Origin of the sequence: Bordetella petrii, assembly GCF_017356245.1 — a bacterium.
In the GTDB taxonomy this organism is placed as follows: Bacteria; Pseudomonadota; Gammaproteobacteria; order Burkholderiales; family Burkholderiaceae_B; genus Bordetella_A; species Bordetella_A petrii_D.
In genome coordinates, this window is record NZ_JAFMZZ010000004.1 from 506207 (window position 1) to 520160 (window position 13954).

Sequence of the window (13954 nt, forward strand, 5' to 3'; positions counted from 1 at the left end):
CTATTTAGAGCAGGCCCGTTTCCTGGAGCGCGCGGCGTACCGTGTCGTGGTGTTGCGTGCCCAGTTCCACCAGGGGCAGCCGGTAGCCCAGCGCGGTACGGCCCATTTGAGCCAGCGCCCATTTCACAGGAATGGGATTGGCCTCGACGAACAAGGCCTTGTTTAGACGTGCCAGGCGCGCATTAAGTTCGCGCGCCTTGGGCACGTCGCCCGCCAACGCGGCGGCACAGAGCTCGTGCATGAGCCGAGGCGCCACATTGGCCGTAACAGAAATATTGCCGCGCGCGCCCAGCAGGATGAGCGCCGTGGCGGTGGGATCGTCGCCGCTGAACACCTGGAAGCCGGCCGGCGCCTCGCGGATGAGCAAGGCGCCGCGGCCGATGTCGCCGGTGGCGTCTTTGATGCCGATGATGCCCGGCACCTGCGCCAGGCGCAGCACCGTTTCGTTGGACATGTCGGCCACGGTGCGGCCGGGCACGTTGTACAGCACGGTGGGCAGGTCGACCGCTTCGGCCACCGCCCGGAAGTGCCGGTACAGGCCTTCTTGCGAGGGCTTGTTGTAGTACGGCACCACCGACAGGCCGGCCTGCGCGCCCACGGCCTTGGCGTGGCGCGACAGGTGGATGGCTTCGTCGGTGGAGTTGGCGCCCACCCCGGCGATGACCGGGATGCGGCCGGCCGCGTGCTCGACCGCCACGCGGATGAGTTCGGCGTGCTCGTCCATGGACACGGTGGGCGATTCGCCGGTGGTGCCCACCACGACCAGGGCGTCGGTGCCTTCGGCGATATGCCAGTCGATGAGCGACCGGTAGGCAGCGTAGTCGAGGCTGCCGTCGGGCTGCATCGGGGTGACCAGCGCCACCATGCTGCCCTGAAAATGGATTGTTTCGGCGGGGGATGCCATGAAGAATGGGCTCCGGACCCGGAACGACAAGCCCCGGGCGATGAACTGAGTCAGTCGAATCGCGGAGTTTAACGGATATTGGCCCTTACAAGAACCAGGTGACGATGGCCGTCCCCAATTGCAGAATGGGCTGCATCAGGATCCAGAGCACATCGGTAACCAATAGCAGCAATACGATAACCAGGCCGTAGGGCTCGATGCGCGAATACTGCCAGGCCAGGCGGTTGGGCAGCAGGCTGAAAAGTATGCGCCCGCCGTCCAGGGGCAGTATGGGCAACAGGTTCAGGGCCATCAGCACCAGGTTGACGTTGACGCCCGCCATGGCCATCTGGTACCAGTAGCCTTCCTGCAGGCCGCCGGCCAGGTACAGGCGCATGGAAACGACCCACAAGATGGCCATCAGCAGGTTGGCCGCCGGCCCGGCCAACGCCACCCACAGCATGTCTTTCTTGGGGCGGCGCAGGCGGCCGAAATCGACCGGCACCGGCTTGGCCCAGCCGAACAGCATGGCCGGCCCGCCCATGAGCTTGGACATCAGCAGGATGCCCACCGGCACCAGCAGCGTGCCGACCGGGTCGATGTGGCGCATGGGGTTCAGGGTGATGCGCCCGGCCTGCTGGGCGGTGGGATCGCCCAGCATGCGCGCCACGTAGCCGTGCGCCGCCTCGTGCAGCGTGATGGCGAAAATGACGGGAATCGCGTAGATCGCGATGGTCTGGATGAGATCGGACATGGACGGGAGGGAATCAGAGGCCCAGCGAGGCCGGGTCGCCGCGGCCGCGGCGCAATACGGCGGGTTCATCGCCGGTAAGGTCGATGACCGTGGTGGGCGACTGCGGGCAGGCGCCGGCATCGATGACGGCCGCGAGCTCGTGCGCATAGCGCTCGCGGATGTCTTCGGCGTCGTTCAGGGCGTCGTCTTCGCCCTTGGGAATGAGCGTGGTGGACAGCAGCGGCGCGCCTACCTGTTCGAGCAGCGCCAGGGTGACCGCATGCTGGGGAACCCGGATACCGATGGTCTTGCGCGACGGATGCGAGACCCGGCGCGGCACTTCGCGCGTGGCTTCCAGGATGAAAGTCCATGGCCCCGGCGTGGCGGCCTTCAGCAGCCGGTACTGGCGGTTGTCGACCCGCGCGAAGTGGCCGATCTCGGCCAGGTCGCGGCACAGCAGCGTCAGGTGATGGCGCTCGTCCAGCCCGCGCAGGCGCCGCAGCGCGTCGGCCGCCGCCTTGTCGTCGAGGTGGGCCGCCACGGCATAGCTGGAGTCGGTGGGAACCGCCACCAGTCCGCCGTCGTTCAGCCACTGCGCGGCCTGCTTCAGCAGGCGGGGCTGCGGGTTGTCGGGATGGATGGAGAAAAATAGGGCCATGGGTTTATCCTAGCATCCTTGGCGCTTGCTCAGGAGAAACACATGCGCATGGACAATTCGCGGGAAAGCCAGAACATCGAAGATCGCCGTTCGCGCGGCCCGCGTCTGGGCGGGCGGGGCTCGATCGGCATCGGCACGATCGTGCTGGCGCTGGTGGCCATCTACTTCGGCGTCGATCCCTCTGTGGTGCTGCAAATGGCCGAAGGCCCGGCGCCCGTCGAGCAGCAGGCGCCCAGCCAGCCGCCGGCCGACGACCCGCAGGCGCACTTCGTGGCCAAGGTGCTGGGCGAAACCGAAGACACCTGGAGCGCCATTTTCCAGCAGAACCTGAACCGCCAGTACGTCGCCCCCAGGCTGGTGCTGTTCCGCGGCGCCACGCCCACCGCCTGCGGCACGGGCCAGGCCGCCATGGGGCCGTTCTATTGCCCGGGCGACAGCAAGGTCTACATCGACCTCAGTTTCTTCGACGAAATGGAACGCCGCCTGAACGCGCCGGGCGACTTCGCGCAGGCCTATGTCATTGCGCACGAAGTGGGCCATCACGTGCAGCACCTGCTGGGAATCTCCGATCAGGTCGACCGCCTGCGCCAGCGCAACCCGGGGCAGGCCAACGCCCTGTCAGTGCGCATGGAATTGCAGGCCGATTGCTTCGCCGGGCTGTGGGCCCGGCATGCCGACCAGGCCCGCAACATCCTGGAAAGCGGCGACGTCGAAGAAGGCCTGAACGCGGCCACTGCCATCGGCGACGACACCCTGCAAAAGCAAAGCCAGGGTTATGTGGTGCCCGACGCCTTCACCCACGGTTCGTCGGCGCAGCGAGTGCGCTGGTTCAAGCGCGGCCTGGACAGCGGCGACCTGCGCCAATGCGACACGTTTTCCGCCGACACGCTTTGATACCGCGCGGCCGGCCTCGCGCCGCCGGCTTCTTGTAAGATTACGCCCCTTTGCGATGCCCGCCATCGCCCGCCGGCCGCCCAGGCCGGCCCGCCCGGACCAAGACAAACACGACAGCGGCCCATGGCCAATACGCAAGCTCCCCTTATTACCCCGGCCGAAGTCCGCGACATTCTGGCCGAGCCCAAGGAAACCGTGAAAGCGGTGGCCTGGGCGGCGCGCCCCGCCGCCGGCCACGCCCAATGGATGGAATTCTCGTCGGCCTGCCGGCTGCGCGGCGAAGCCCGCGACGACATCATCTTCCGCGCCGTCTACCGGCCGGCCCGCACCGCCGTGCACGGCCAGGCCGTCATCGCCATGGCCGAAACCTGTTCGGCCAGCCTGTTCGTGGGGCCGCACCGCGTCATCGGCGTGGATACCGGCGACACCTTCCACACCAGCCTGGTGGGCAAAGGCCGGCAGCACTATCGCGGCGTGCTCGCCGAGCGCACCCACCGGCACGTCTGGCATGACGACGGCGAAGGCTACGCCGAGCCCGTCGTGCCGGCGCTGGACGACATCGCCGCCCTGATCCCGTATTTCCTGCGGCAGGCCAACCTGGTCCTGGCGGGGGGCTTTGCCCACCCCATGAAGGGCCGCCAGATCGAATTGCTGCTATGACCGCGTTCCTGCAAGCCGCCGGATGGACCGTCCTGCCGGCCGGCGACCGCGCCGTGCGCGCCGTGACCCCGGTGCCCATGGGCCTGGACGGCCAGCACGGGGCATTTTTCATCGCCCGGCCCGACGAACAATCGTTCTACCTGACCGACGCCGGCGCGGCCGCCATGCACGCCGCCGCCTACGGCATAGAGCTCAATGCCAAGCGCCTGGACCTGCTGAACCAGGCGCCCGGCGTCAGCCTGGCGCGCTTCGACAAGACCGGCGCCATCATCGCCAGCGGCCCCGTCGCGCAATTGCAGGACGCCCTGTGGGAAGCCGTGAAGCTGGCCACGGCGCTGAGCTTCCAGTGCACCCAGTGGATGCCCAAATTCAGCCGCCTGCGCTTTCGCGCCGAAGTGGGCCGCGCCCTGGCCGAAGCCGTGGGCAAGCGCCTGGTGCAAGGCGCCCGGACGCAGGGCAGCAGCGGCCACATGGCGGATTTCGCCTATGCCGTGCGCAGCGCCGCGGGCACGGCGCTGACATATATCGAGCCCATCGCATTGAAAGCCGGCAAGAAGATGGACTGGACGCAGGTGTACCAGACCCACGGCAAGATGGCCGACGTGAAAATGGCCGACGCCGCGAACGGCCGCCTGGTCATCCTGGAAGACGGGGCGTCGGCCGAGGAACGCAACAAGGCCGTGTCCATCCTGGAACAGTCGGCAACCGTACGGCCGCTGGGCAAGGCCCGCAGCTGGGCCGAGATTTTCGCCGATTGATCGCCGGCCGCCAAAGCTGGCACTGCCGACGCGAACAGGTGTCGGGCACTGCGTGCCGGACACCGTTTTATTGCGGGACAGCCCTGCCTAGTTGACGACTCCGGTCAGGGCGTCGACGATCGCGCAGCCATGGCTGATGGCTTCGTGCACAGCTTCGCGCGGGCTGTATACAAAATTGCCGTCGGCAAAGCCGGGCACCACGTATTCGTCGCCATGTTCCTGTACGGAATCAGCCTGCACCACAAAAACCGATGCAGTAAAGACAGGGGAGCCCGGCGCGTTTGCCGTTCTGTCGTCGGGGTTGCCGCGTGCGACTTTGGCTGTCAGCCGATACCCCTTGTAGATCAAATTGTTTTGATGCACTCAAAGGCCCTCTCTAGGGCCAGCATACCGCGCATTTGTTTACAAGCCTGATAAGTTTTGTAACGAAGCCGGCGGTTCGATCAAACTTTCCTCCCGCATGCCTGCCGCGTCTGCCAGGCGCCGCCAGGTCCAGCCCCGCCCCAGCAGCACCATGCGCGTATGCAGATCGTGCAGCACCGGGCCGGCCACCTGCGGCCCCAGGTCGGTCAATAGCTTGCGCCGCAGATCGACATAGCGGGGTTCGTATTGCCTGGCCAGCGATTGCCACAGCGCCCGCGCGCCCACTGACTGGCGGGCGCCGGTGATCAGGCACTGGCCGGCATCCAGGGCCCAGCGGTAGACCGCCGCGGCCAGGCCGCGGCGCTGGTAGGCCGCGTCATACTTGGAATGCGGGGCGCGCAGCAGCGGATCAGCGCGCCGCCCCAGTTCGACCAGGCGATTGAATACGGTATAGCCGGCCAGCCGGCCGCGCGCCTGGTCCACCACATAAACGTAGAATTCTCCGTCCGCTTCGCGGTAGCGAAGCACCAGCCCGGGGATTCCGGTCCTGGCCTCCGGCATGCCGTGCAGGCGGTCGCCCGGGCGGGTAATGCGGCTATACAGGGATTCCAGTTCGTTATCCAGCTTCCACGAACCAGGGTCAACGTCGATGCGCAATTCCATGATGCGGGCAAGCCACCCGGGGAATGCGCCCAGCGCCAGCGTCGGCACGGCAATCTCCTATCAATATCAGTCAGGGGTCGTCGAAAATGGCCGCCGGGTTGAGCCGGGCGGCCGGGGAAAGGCAGGTCACAGGCATGGAAAAACTCCGCTGCGTGAAAAATCGATAAAAACGGCGCCGCAAAAATGCCAACGGCCCCTCGATCGAGGAGCCGTGATGGGTGCGCCAGCAATGCGGCAGGCCTGGGCCCGCCGGAAAAATCAGGAATCGCCGCCGGCACGCAGTACTGCCAGGGCCAACGCGATAGGCCGGGATGGTATCACAAGGATTTTTTCTGTGTTTTCAAATACCTGGCACGCTGTCCGAGGCGCGGCGGCGCTAGGCGCTGATGCCGCCGCTGGCGGCCCGCAGCGCTTTCTCTTGCGCCGCGGCAATCTGCTGCTGCAGTTGCATGGCCTGGCTGTTCAGGGCGCGCAATTGCGGCAGCTTCTGCTCTTCGGGAATCCGGCTGGCCTGCAGGCGCTGGATCTGCAGCATCACCTGGCGCAGGCGTTCCTGCAGCTGCTTGATGACTTCCGTCACGGGATCGGCGGACTGCTCTTGCGGCGCCGCAGCCCCCGCGGCGCCGGCGGGCCTGCTGGCGGCGCGCGCCAGCGGCGGCGTGCCGGTATCGTTGGGGTTCAGGTGGATGAAGGTAGAGCCGGAAATCGGTGAAATCGACATGGGTCGCCTTTGTCAGGGTCACGGCCGATTAACGGCGCACGGGCGGCGGCCTTAAGCTGGCCCCGGGCGCCGCGCCCATCAACGCATCACGCGGGCGGCTGCGGCCAGGCCCGCAGCGTGTCCAGGTCCAGCAAAGTGAAATAGCCGGAGGCCCACCCCTGGGTGTCGATGTGATACACGTTGCCCAGTATCACCGGCCGCGCCACGGGTGTGTGCCCCGCCACCACCGCCCTGACCCCGGCCACCACCGAGGCATCGTGCTGTTCCAGCCGGGTGCGCGACCATTGGCAATATGAGCGGGTGCGCCGATAGTGATCGCGCAGCCGGGCCTCCAGCCGGGTCCAGTCCTGCACCGGGCAGTCGGCGTGCACCAGGCCCACCGGCCCCGCCCGGGTAGCCACTTCGATGGCCACCGGCAATTGGGCCAGGGCGTGCGCATACACCCGCTGCCGCTCGGGCGGCAGATCCAGGAACCAGCCGCCGCCATACCGGCGCCAATTGTCGACATCGACCTGCGCGGTGCGCACATGGCGGATCGCATAGTCTTCGTGATTGCCTTGCACCGCGTAAAACCAGGGCCGGTCCAGCCACTGCATGAACGCTTCGCTTTCATGGCCGCGGTCGACCAGGTCCCCGACCGAGAACAGGCGGTCTTGTGCCGGGTTGAAGCCGAATTCGTCCAGCGCCTGCTGCAGGCGGCTGAAATGGCCATGGATATCGCCCACGGCAAAGTCGCGGCCGGCGGGGTTGGCCGGCACGCGCCGGAATGGCTGGGTCATGGTGCTGGCGCCGCTACGAGGCACTGTTGCCTTTCCGCCTCTTTTCCGAATGAAGAGAAATACGGCCACGTCTGGCCGGTAATCCCCGCTATGTCACAATTCTGTAACAGTTACGCTGAAGGCGAGACAAGGCACTGTATTCAGGAGACGCCGTGTTAATTGCCGCAAGTGTACTCAGCGTGATCGCAATGTGCGTCACCCTGGTGATAATAGCCTTGGCGCGCGCATATCGACAGCAGCACCAGGAAGAGCACTACTAGGCGATCGCTACACGCTGCCTGCGCACAGCTTCTTTGCCTGTCGGCGCGCTATACTGCGCCGCGCTCGTAAAGAATAAATACATATGAAGTATCGCCCGGATATCGACGGCCTGCGCGCCCTTGCCGTACTGCCTGTTGTGCTATTTCATGCCGAAGTGCCGCCTTTCAGCGGAGGCTTCGTCGGTGTCGATGTCTTCTTCGTAATATCGGGCTACCTGATTACTCGGCTGCTGCTGATCGACTTTGCAGCCAACAAGTTCTCGCTGCGCCATTTCTATGCGCGGCGCGTGCGGCGCATCTTCCCGGCATTGTTGGCAATGGTGTTCGCCACGCTGGTTGCGGGCTTCTTCTTTCTGTTGCCGGCCGACTTCAAGGAAGCCGGACGCGCCGCCGAAAAGCTGGCGTACTTCTTTTCCAATCATCTTTTCTGGCACACCCGGAACGACTACTGGCAGCAAAGCGCCCTGGCCAGCCAGCCGCTGTTGCATACCTGGTCATTGGCCGTCGAGGAACAGTTCTACATCGTCATGCCCGCGCTGCTGGCCCTGTGGTTTTGGGCCGGCCGCAAACGCGGCCTGACGGCGGCCCTGGCTATCCTGGCCGGCCTGAGCGCGGGCGCCAGTATCTGGCTGATGCGCCACGACCCTGCCGCGGCGTTCTACACGCTGCCGGCGCGCGCCTGGCAACTGGCGCTCGGCTCTTTGCTGGCCTCTCGCGCCGTATCCGGCGCCGGCGTGGCCAGGACCGCACTGCACGCCAACGCCGCGGGCACCCTGGGCCTGGCGATGATTCTTTGGCCAGTCTTCGCGTACACCACCCAAACCCCCTTCCCCGGCTTGCACGCAGCGCTGCCCACCATCGGCGCCGTACTCATCATCTACGCGGGCGGCGGCAGCCAGGCCGGCTGGGTCAGCCGAATGCTCAGCTGGCGGCCATTGGTATGGATCGGACTGATTTCATATTCGATGTATTTGTGGCATTGGCCGATGCTGGTCATCATGCGCTCGGCAGGCTGGAGCGCCCACGCGCTGCCCGCCATCCCGGTGGCAGCCATGCTGGTGCTGATTCTTGCCGTTTCATGGGCATCGTGGCGGTATCTCGAACAGCCATTCCGCCGCGGCCTGAACAACGTGCCGGAATGGCTTGTTCTGGTGGCCGCCGCAATTGCCCTGGCAGCCTGCTACGGGGCGGGCCGGCTGGCCCACAGTATTGCCGCCCAGGGCACGCCGATCAAGCAGGCGCTGTTGCCCGCCATCCAGCAACTGGACAAAGACGTGTCGGTCAAGCCCGGCCTTGCGTGTGAAGGCAAGCCCGGCCTGGACCTGATCCGCGCCGGCGCTTCCGGCTGCCCGCTGGGTATCGGCGCAGGCCGCGGGCCGCAGTTTGCGCTGGTAGGCGACTCGCACGCCCGCATGTGGACTGCCGGCGCCGACCTGCTGGCCAAAGAACGCGGCATGTCAGGCATCGCCCTGACCTATTCGAGCTGCGTGCCGATGCTCGATGCGGTGCCTCCCACGCGGCCGCCATGCGTGGGCATCACCGAGGCCGTCATGGACTACCTTGCCGCATCGCCGATCGACCGCATTATCCTGGCCGGCTATTGGGTCGATGCAGACGAGACCTTTACCGACCTACGCGGGACGCCGCGAACCGAGGGCCAGTCGATTCTGTCGGCCGGCCTCGAGCGCACCCTGCAGAAGCTGTCGCGTCCGGGACGCCAGATATTCCTGATGCTTGACGTTCCGCTGCTGCCGTCGAATCGGATGCCCTTTGACAAGGCCATGCTGAGCATACGGCGGCAGGGTGCCGCCGAAGTCGGCCCGACGATGGCCAGCCACCGCGAACGCCAGCACAAAGTCGAGGCAGATATCCGCGCCCTGCAGGCCAAATATGATTTCAAGCTTCTGGATCCGGCGCCGCGCCTGTGCGATGCGCGCGGATGCCTGGTGGCCGAAGAAGGGCGCACCCTGTACCGCGACAAGCACCACCTTACCGACGGCGGCGCGGAGCGGCTGCGCGATGTACTGGCGCCTGCCCTCCAGTAGAACCGCCGCCTTATGGTCTCTGCGTAAGAAACCCGCTCACGCCGGTTCGTTCCGGGCGTGGGCTTGCAGCCTTAGATACAGGATCAGAACGCGGGAACAACACATCGGCACTACGGCCGCCGCACGACAAAACGCGCCACGGCGACAAAGTAAATTCCCAAATTCTCTTTGAACTTCTAATTTTCACGTCGTGAAAATATCTGAGCAGCGCAACTACTTGATTTATCAGAATTAATTGGGGTGGCTGATGGGACTCGAACCCACGACAACCGGAATCACAATCCGGGACTCTACCAACTGAGCTACAGCCACCATTGCTGCTGCAAAGAGGCCGAATTCTAGCATATATTTTGGGCCTTGCCCTGCCGCCTACCCCGTTCCCGGCAGGGCGGCGCCTTGCTATCCTGGCGCATCCGCCGGCACCGGGCGCGGGGCAGTGGCGCGGGCACATTTCAGGCTTCTTATGGATCGCATAGACGAGCTTTTGCACGAGTATTGGCCGCACCTGGTGTTCGGGGTCAGCCTGGTGGCCGGCACGGGGGCCGCGGTGCATGCGGCAATGACCAAGCAGGACGTGCGCGCCGCCATCGGCTGGGTGGGCGTGGCGCTGTTTTCCCCGCTGTTCGGCGCGCTGTTCTATTTTGTGGCGGGGGTGAACCGCATCCGCCAGACGCGCGTCTCGCAGCAGCGCGACGAAGCCATGCTGGCGTACGCCGGCCATGCCCAGTCGCCGGTCGGCGACGTGGTGCCCTATTCCAGCGCCCAGTTCGCCTCGCTGAAAACGCTGGGCGACAAGGTCAGCCACTTTCCGATGCTGGGCGGCAACGCGGTGCGTCCGCTGGGCGGCGGCGACGAAGCCTATCCGGCCATGATGCAGGCCATTCGCAATGCCCGCCATTGCATCGCCATGCAAAGCTATATTTTCGACAGCGACCCCATCGGCATCGAGATGGCGCAGGCGCTGATCGAAGCACACCAGCGCGGCGTGCAGGTGCGCGTGCTGATCGACGCCATCGGCAGCCGCTATTCGCATCCGCCCATTGTGCGCAGGCTGCAGCGCGGCGGGGTGCGCACGGCGCGCTTCATGACCAATCCGCTGGGCCTGCTGCGCATGCCCTACGCCAACCTGCGCAGCCACCGCAAGATCCTGGTGGTGGACGGGCGCGCCGGTTTCACCGGCGGCATGAATGTGCGCGCCGCTTTCGTGCGCGCGCTGTCCGGCGACAAAACCAACAACGACGTCCATTTCCAGCTCGACGGCCCGATCGTGGCGCAGCTGATGTCGGTGTTCGCCCACGACTGGAACTTCACCACGCACGAATCGCTGGACAGCGCCCCCTGGTTTCCGCCGCCCATCGCCCCGCTGCCGGGCACGGTGCCCATGCGCTGCGTGCCGTCGGGCCCCGATCGTGCGGTGGTCAGCACCCGCAACATGCTGCTGGGCGCGCTGGCGGTGGCGCAGCAGCACATCCGCATCCAGTCGCCCTACTTCCTGCCCGATCAGCCCCTGATCGGCGCGCTGGCCACCGCGGCCCGGCGCGGCATTACCGTCGATATCGTCATCCCGGGCCGCAACAACCTGCGCCTGGTGAACTACGCCATGACGGCGCAGCTGGACCAGATCGTGCGCACCGGGTGCCGGGTGTGGCGCGCGTCGGGCGCGTTCGACCATTCAAAGCTGATGACGGTGGATGGCGCCTGGTCGTACATCGGGTCGTCCAATCTCGATCCGCGCAGCCTGCGCCTGAATTTCGAACTGGACACCGAAATCTACGACCGCGACCTGGCCGCGTGGATTGCCGCGCGCATCGACGGCCACATCGCGGGCGCGCGCCAGGTCACGCTGGAACAGCTGTACGGCCAGCCTTTCGCCAAGCGGCTGCGCAACAAGGTGATCTGGCTGGCCTCGCCATACCTGTAGGCGCGGCGCGCCGGGTCAGCTGCTTAGTTGCGGCTGGCCTTCCACTGCCCCGAATCCTGCTTGCAGAACCAGAACGACCAGTTCTCGGAAGCGGCGTCCTGGCTGACCACGGCGTCGAGCTGGCGGCACTTGTTGGCCTTCTGGGTTTCGGTGGTGTGCTCTACGGTCATCTTGACCTTGATCGGCTGGCCGCGCCGCGGCTGCGAGCCCGTCCAGGTCGTGCTGACGCCGTCGGGCTGGCTTTCCAGGGTTTCGTTGACCGCCGCGCTGAAGCTGGGCAGGTCTTTCTTGGGAATGCTGGCAATGATGGAATGATTCATGAAGGCCATGCCCGCGGCCTGCGCCGTAATGGAAAAGGCCAGCAGCACACCGCCTGTCAGTAGAGCACGTTGCGTTTTCATGAATGGTCCTTGTACGAGGGCTTGATGAGGCCTGCGTATGATAACCCTGCCGGCCCCCTCTCCGTTCATGACTGCAGGCCGAAACCGCGCATGCGGTCCACCATCTGCGGCGCCGCGCCCAGGTAGTTGGCGGGATCGCACAGCCGGTCGATGGCGGCGCGGTCCAGGTGGGCCGCGATGCGCGGCTCGCCAGCCAGCACATCGGCCAGCGGACGGCGTTCGGCCATGGCCTCGCGGCACGCGTCATAGACCACATCGTGAGCGACCTGGCGCCCCAGGTGCGGGGCCAGGCCCATCATCACCGCCTCGGACACGATCAGGCCGCCGGTCAGGTCCAGGTTGCGGCGCATGCGCTGCGTGTCGACCTCGAGGCCGCCCAGCATGAACTTCGCCTGCCGCAGCGCGCCGGCGGTCAGCACAAAGGATTCGGGAATGGCCGACCACTCGATGTGCCAGGGTCCGGTGGCCCGTTCGAAGTCCTGCACCATGGCGTCCAGCGCCAGGCCGGCGTGCTGGCGCACCGTCTTGGAAGCGCTCAGCATCAGTTCGCACGAAATCGGGTTGCGCTTCTGCGGCATGGTGCTGGAGGCGCCGCGGCTCTTGACGAAAGGCTCGAAGGCCTCGGCGAGCTCGTTGGTCATCATCAGCATGATGTCCAGCGCGATCTTGCCCAGCGAGCCGGTGACCAGGCCCAGAAACTGCACGGCCTCGGCCAGGCCGTCGCGCGCCACGTGCCAGGTGACCGGCGCGCTGTGCAGGCCCAGCTCGCGCATCAGCGCCTCGTGCACTGCCAGCCCCTGCCCGCCCAGCGAGGCCAGCGTGCCGGCCGCGCCGCCGAACTGGCCCACCAGCACCCGCGGACGCAACTGCGTCAGGCGCTCGCGATGGCGGCGCACCATCAGGAGCCACACTGCGGCCTTGTACCCGAAGGTGATGGGCAGGGCATGCTGCAGATGGGTGCGGCCCGCCATCGGCGTGTCGCGATAGCGCTGCGCCAGCGCGTCGAGTATGCCGTCCAGCTCTGCCAGGTCGGCCTCGACCAGGGCCAGCGCGTCGCGCACCTGCAACACCGTCGCCGTATCCATGATGTCTTGCGTGGTGGCGCCCCAGTGCAGGTATTCGCCCTCGGGCCCGCACATCCGGGCCAGCTGGCGCACCAGCGGCAGGATGGGATAGCCCACTATCTCGGTCTCGGCCTTGAGTACGTCCAGGTCCAGGCGCGATGCGTCGGCGCGGGCGGCAATGGCATCCGCCGCCGGCCGCGGGATGATGCCCAGGCCGGCCTGCACCCGCGCCAGCGCCACCTCGGTCTCGACGTAGCGGCGCAGCGTGGCCGCGTCGTCGAATACGGCGCGCATCGCGGCGGTGCCGAACATGTCTTTGAAAATGGAGGATTCGATCACGGAGACGGGCATGGCATGGGGCGCATTAAAATGTACGTACTTTATATTAAGTACATACATATTTATTGTCAATCAGGATATCGCAGCCATGCTGAACCGCGCACCCGGCCGCCAGCAAGGCGCACTCATGCGGACCCTTGCCATTTGCCGATGCCAGGCACAAAATCGAGGCTCGGCGCACGCACGATGGCAAGAAAACACTCAGCACACGGGTCTCTGTCATGAATACGGGCTATCGAATACCGCACTACTACAAAAAAGTAGCGACAGGGATCGAGCGACTATTTGCGGTGGCGATCCTGGCAGGCGTTGTCGTGTTCACCATTCATAGCGTGCCGCCCCTGGCCGCCATGGACTGGCAGCAGTCAGAAACATTCTACGAGCTGATTTACCGCATATTGCTGGCGGTGATTGCCATAGAGCTTGCCCGTACGCTCGTCACGCACGATCTGCGCGCCATTCTGGAATTGCTGGCATTCGTGGTCGCGCGCAAGATGCTCAAGCCCGATGCCGGCGTGCTGGATATTCTTTTTTGCGTGCTGGCTTTCGTGGCCTTGCTGGCGGCCAACTATTGGTGGCTGTCGCCTGTTTCGCCGTCGAAAAGCGAAGAGCCATAGCACCGGACGCGCGCCTGGCCTCGCGCCGAGCGGTTGGCGTATGGCCAGGCGCAAGTCGTGTGCGTCGCGGACAGGAATCGAACCCGTAACCTGCGGCTTAGAAGGCCGCTGCTCTATCCAGTTGAGCTACCGCGACATTGAAAAACTGTGCGTATGATAGCGCGCGGCAATTGTACCGTGCCGGGCAGCCCGGCA

At 65.7% G+C, this 13954-nt stretch carries 15 protein-coding genes and 2 tRNA genes; 6 read left to right on the top strand and 11 right to left on the bottom strand.

Going from position 1 to position 13954, the window contains the following annotated elements; translation table 11 throughout:
* Positions 1 to 4 precede the first annotated feature (4 nt).
* From dapA to J2P76_RS20530, 3 genes are all read right to left on the bottom strand, one after another.
* The gene (gene dapA, locus J2P76_RS20520) at positions 5 to 904 is read right to left on the bottom strand and encodes a 4-hydroxy-tetrahydrodipicolinate synthase (RefSeq protein ID WP_207409691.1); all 900 of its coding nucleotides are present in this window, start codon (positions 902 to 904) and stop codon (positions 5 to 7) included.
* Positions 905 to 989: 85 nt separating this feature from the next.
* A complete protein-coding gene (locus J2P76_RS20525) occupies positions 990 to 1637 on the bottom strand; it encodes a site-2 protease family protein (RefSeq protein WP_207409692.1) in 648 nt (215 codons plus the stop codon).
* A gap of 13 nt (positions 1638 to 1650) precedes the next feature.
* Positions 1651 to 2274, bottom strand: coding sequence for an L-threonylcarbamoyladenylate synthase (locus J2P76_RS20530; RefSeq protein WP_207409693.1), 624 nt, complete (start codon positions 2272 to 2274; stop codon positions 1651 to 1653).
* Between the two features lie 42 nt (positions 2275 to 2316).
* Here J2P76_RS20530 and ypfJ point away from each other — a divergent pair, with 42 nt between their 5' ends.
* From ypfJ to J2P76_RS20545, 3 genes are all read left to right on the top strand, one after another.
* On the top strand, positions 2317 to 3168 hold the full coding sequence (ypfJ, locus tag J2P76_RS20535; protein ID WP_207409694.1) for a KPN_02809 family neutral zinc metallopeptidase: 852 nt from the start codon (positions 2317 to 2319) through the stop codon (positions 3166 to 3168).
* 123 nt (positions 3169 to 3291) lie between these two features.
* Complete coding sequence (locus J2P76_RS20540) at positions 3292 to 3828, top strand: hypothetical protein (protein ID WP_207409695.1); 537 nt, start codon at positions 3292 to 3294, stop codon at positions 3826 to 3828.
* On the top strand, positions 3825 to 4586 hold the full coding sequence (locus J2P76_RS20545; protein ID WP_207409696.1) for a DUF1828 domain-containing protein: 762 nt from the start codon (positions 3825 to 3827) through the stop codon (positions 4584 to 4586). The genes J2P76_RS20540 and J2P76_RS20545 overlap by 4 nt, the downstream gene beginning before the upstream one ends.
* 87 nt (positions 4587 to 4673) lie before the next feature.
* On the opposite strand, the gene J2P76_RS20550 is transcribed toward J2P76_RS20545, so the two are convergent.
* The 4 genes from J2P76_RS20550 to J2P76_RS20565 all read right to left on the bottom strand — a co-directional run bounded on the left by J2P76_RS20550 (position 4674) and on the right by J2P76_RS20565 (position 7112).
* Positions 4674 to 4949, bottom strand: coding sequence for a hypothetical protein (locus tag J2P76_RS20550; protein ID WP_207409697.1), 276 nt, complete (start codon positions 4947 to 4949; stop codon positions 4674 to 4676).
* 39 nt (positions 4950 to 4988) lie between these two features.
* Complete coding sequence (locus tag J2P76_RS20555; RefSeq protein ID WP_207409698.1) at positions 4989 to 5660, bottom strand: N-acetyltransferase; 672 nt, start codon at positions 5658 to 5660, stop codon at positions 4989 to 4991.
* 328 nt (positions 5661 to 5988) lie between these two features.
* Complete coding sequence (locus J2P76_RS20560; protein WP_207409699.1) at positions 5989 to 6333, bottom strand: hypothetical protein; 345 nt, start codon at positions 6331 to 6333, stop codon at positions 5989 to 5991.
* An 86-nt stretch (positions 6334 to 6419) separates the two neighbouring features.
* Positions 6420 to 7112: a metallophosphoesterase gene (locus J2P76_RS20565; RefSeq protein WP_207409700.1), complete on the bottom strand. Its 693-nt coding sequence runs from the start codon at positions 7110 to 7112 to the stop codon at positions 6420 to 6422.
* Between the two features lie 343 nt (positions 7113 to 7455).
* Between J2P76_RS20565 and J2P76_RS20570 the strand changes: the two genes are divergently transcribed.
* Positions 7456 to 9417 carry an acyltransferase family protein gene (locus tag J2P76_RS20570; protein ID WP_207409701.1) on the top strand — a complete coding sequence of 654 codons (1962 nt, stop codon included), beginning with the start codon at positions 7456 to 7458 and terminating at the stop codon, positions 9415 to 9417.
* Positions 9418 to 9653: 236 nt separating this feature from the next.
* On the opposite strand, the gene J2P76_RS20575 is transcribed toward J2P76_RS20570, so the two are convergent.
* Positions 9654 to 9729, bottom strand: a tRNA-His gene (locus J2P76_RS20575).
* Between the two features lie 151 nt (positions 9730 to 9880).
* Between J2P76_RS20575 and J2P76_RS20580 the strand changes: the two genes are divergently transcribed.
* Positions 9881 to 11338, top strand: a complete 1458-nt coding sequence (locus tag J2P76_RS20580; RefSeq protein ID WP_207409702.1) for a phospholipase D-like domain-containing protein — start codon at positions 9881 to 9883, stop codon at positions 11336 to 11338.
* Positions 11339 to 11361: 23 nt separating this feature from the next.
* Here J2P76_RS20580 and J2P76_RS20585 read toward each other — a convergent pair whose 3' ends face one another.
* Together J2P76_RS20585 and J2P76_RS20590 are read right to left on the bottom strand one after the other, a co-directional pair.
* Entirely contained in the window at positions 11362 to 11739 is a 378-nt protein-coding gene (locus J2P76_RS20585; RefSeq protein ID WP_207409703.1) for a hypothetical protein, read from the bottom strand.
* A 65-nt stretch (positions 11740 to 11804) separates the two neighbouring features.
* Positions 11805 to 13154: a class-II fumarase/aspartase family protein gene (locus tag J2P76_RS20590; protein WP_207409704.1), complete on the bottom strand. Its 1350-nt coding sequence runs from the start codon at positions 13152 to 13154 to the stop codon at positions 11805 to 11807.
* Positions 13155 to 13279: 125 nt separating this feature from the next.
* Here J2P76_RS20590 and J2P76_RS20595 point away from each other — a divergent pair, with 125 nt between their 5' ends.
* Complete coding sequence (locus J2P76_RS20595; RefSeq protein WP_207409705.1) at positions 13280 to 13759, top strand: hypothetical protein; 480 nt, start codon at positions 13280 to 13282, stop codon at positions 13757 to 13759.
* 62 nt (positions 13760 to 13821) lie between these two features.
* Here J2P76_RS20595 and J2P76_RS20600 read toward each other — a convergent pair.
* A tRNA-Arg gene (locus J2P76_RS20600) sits at positions 13822 to 13895 on the bottom strand.
* Between the last annotated feature and the right edge of the window lie 59 nt (positions 13896 to 13954).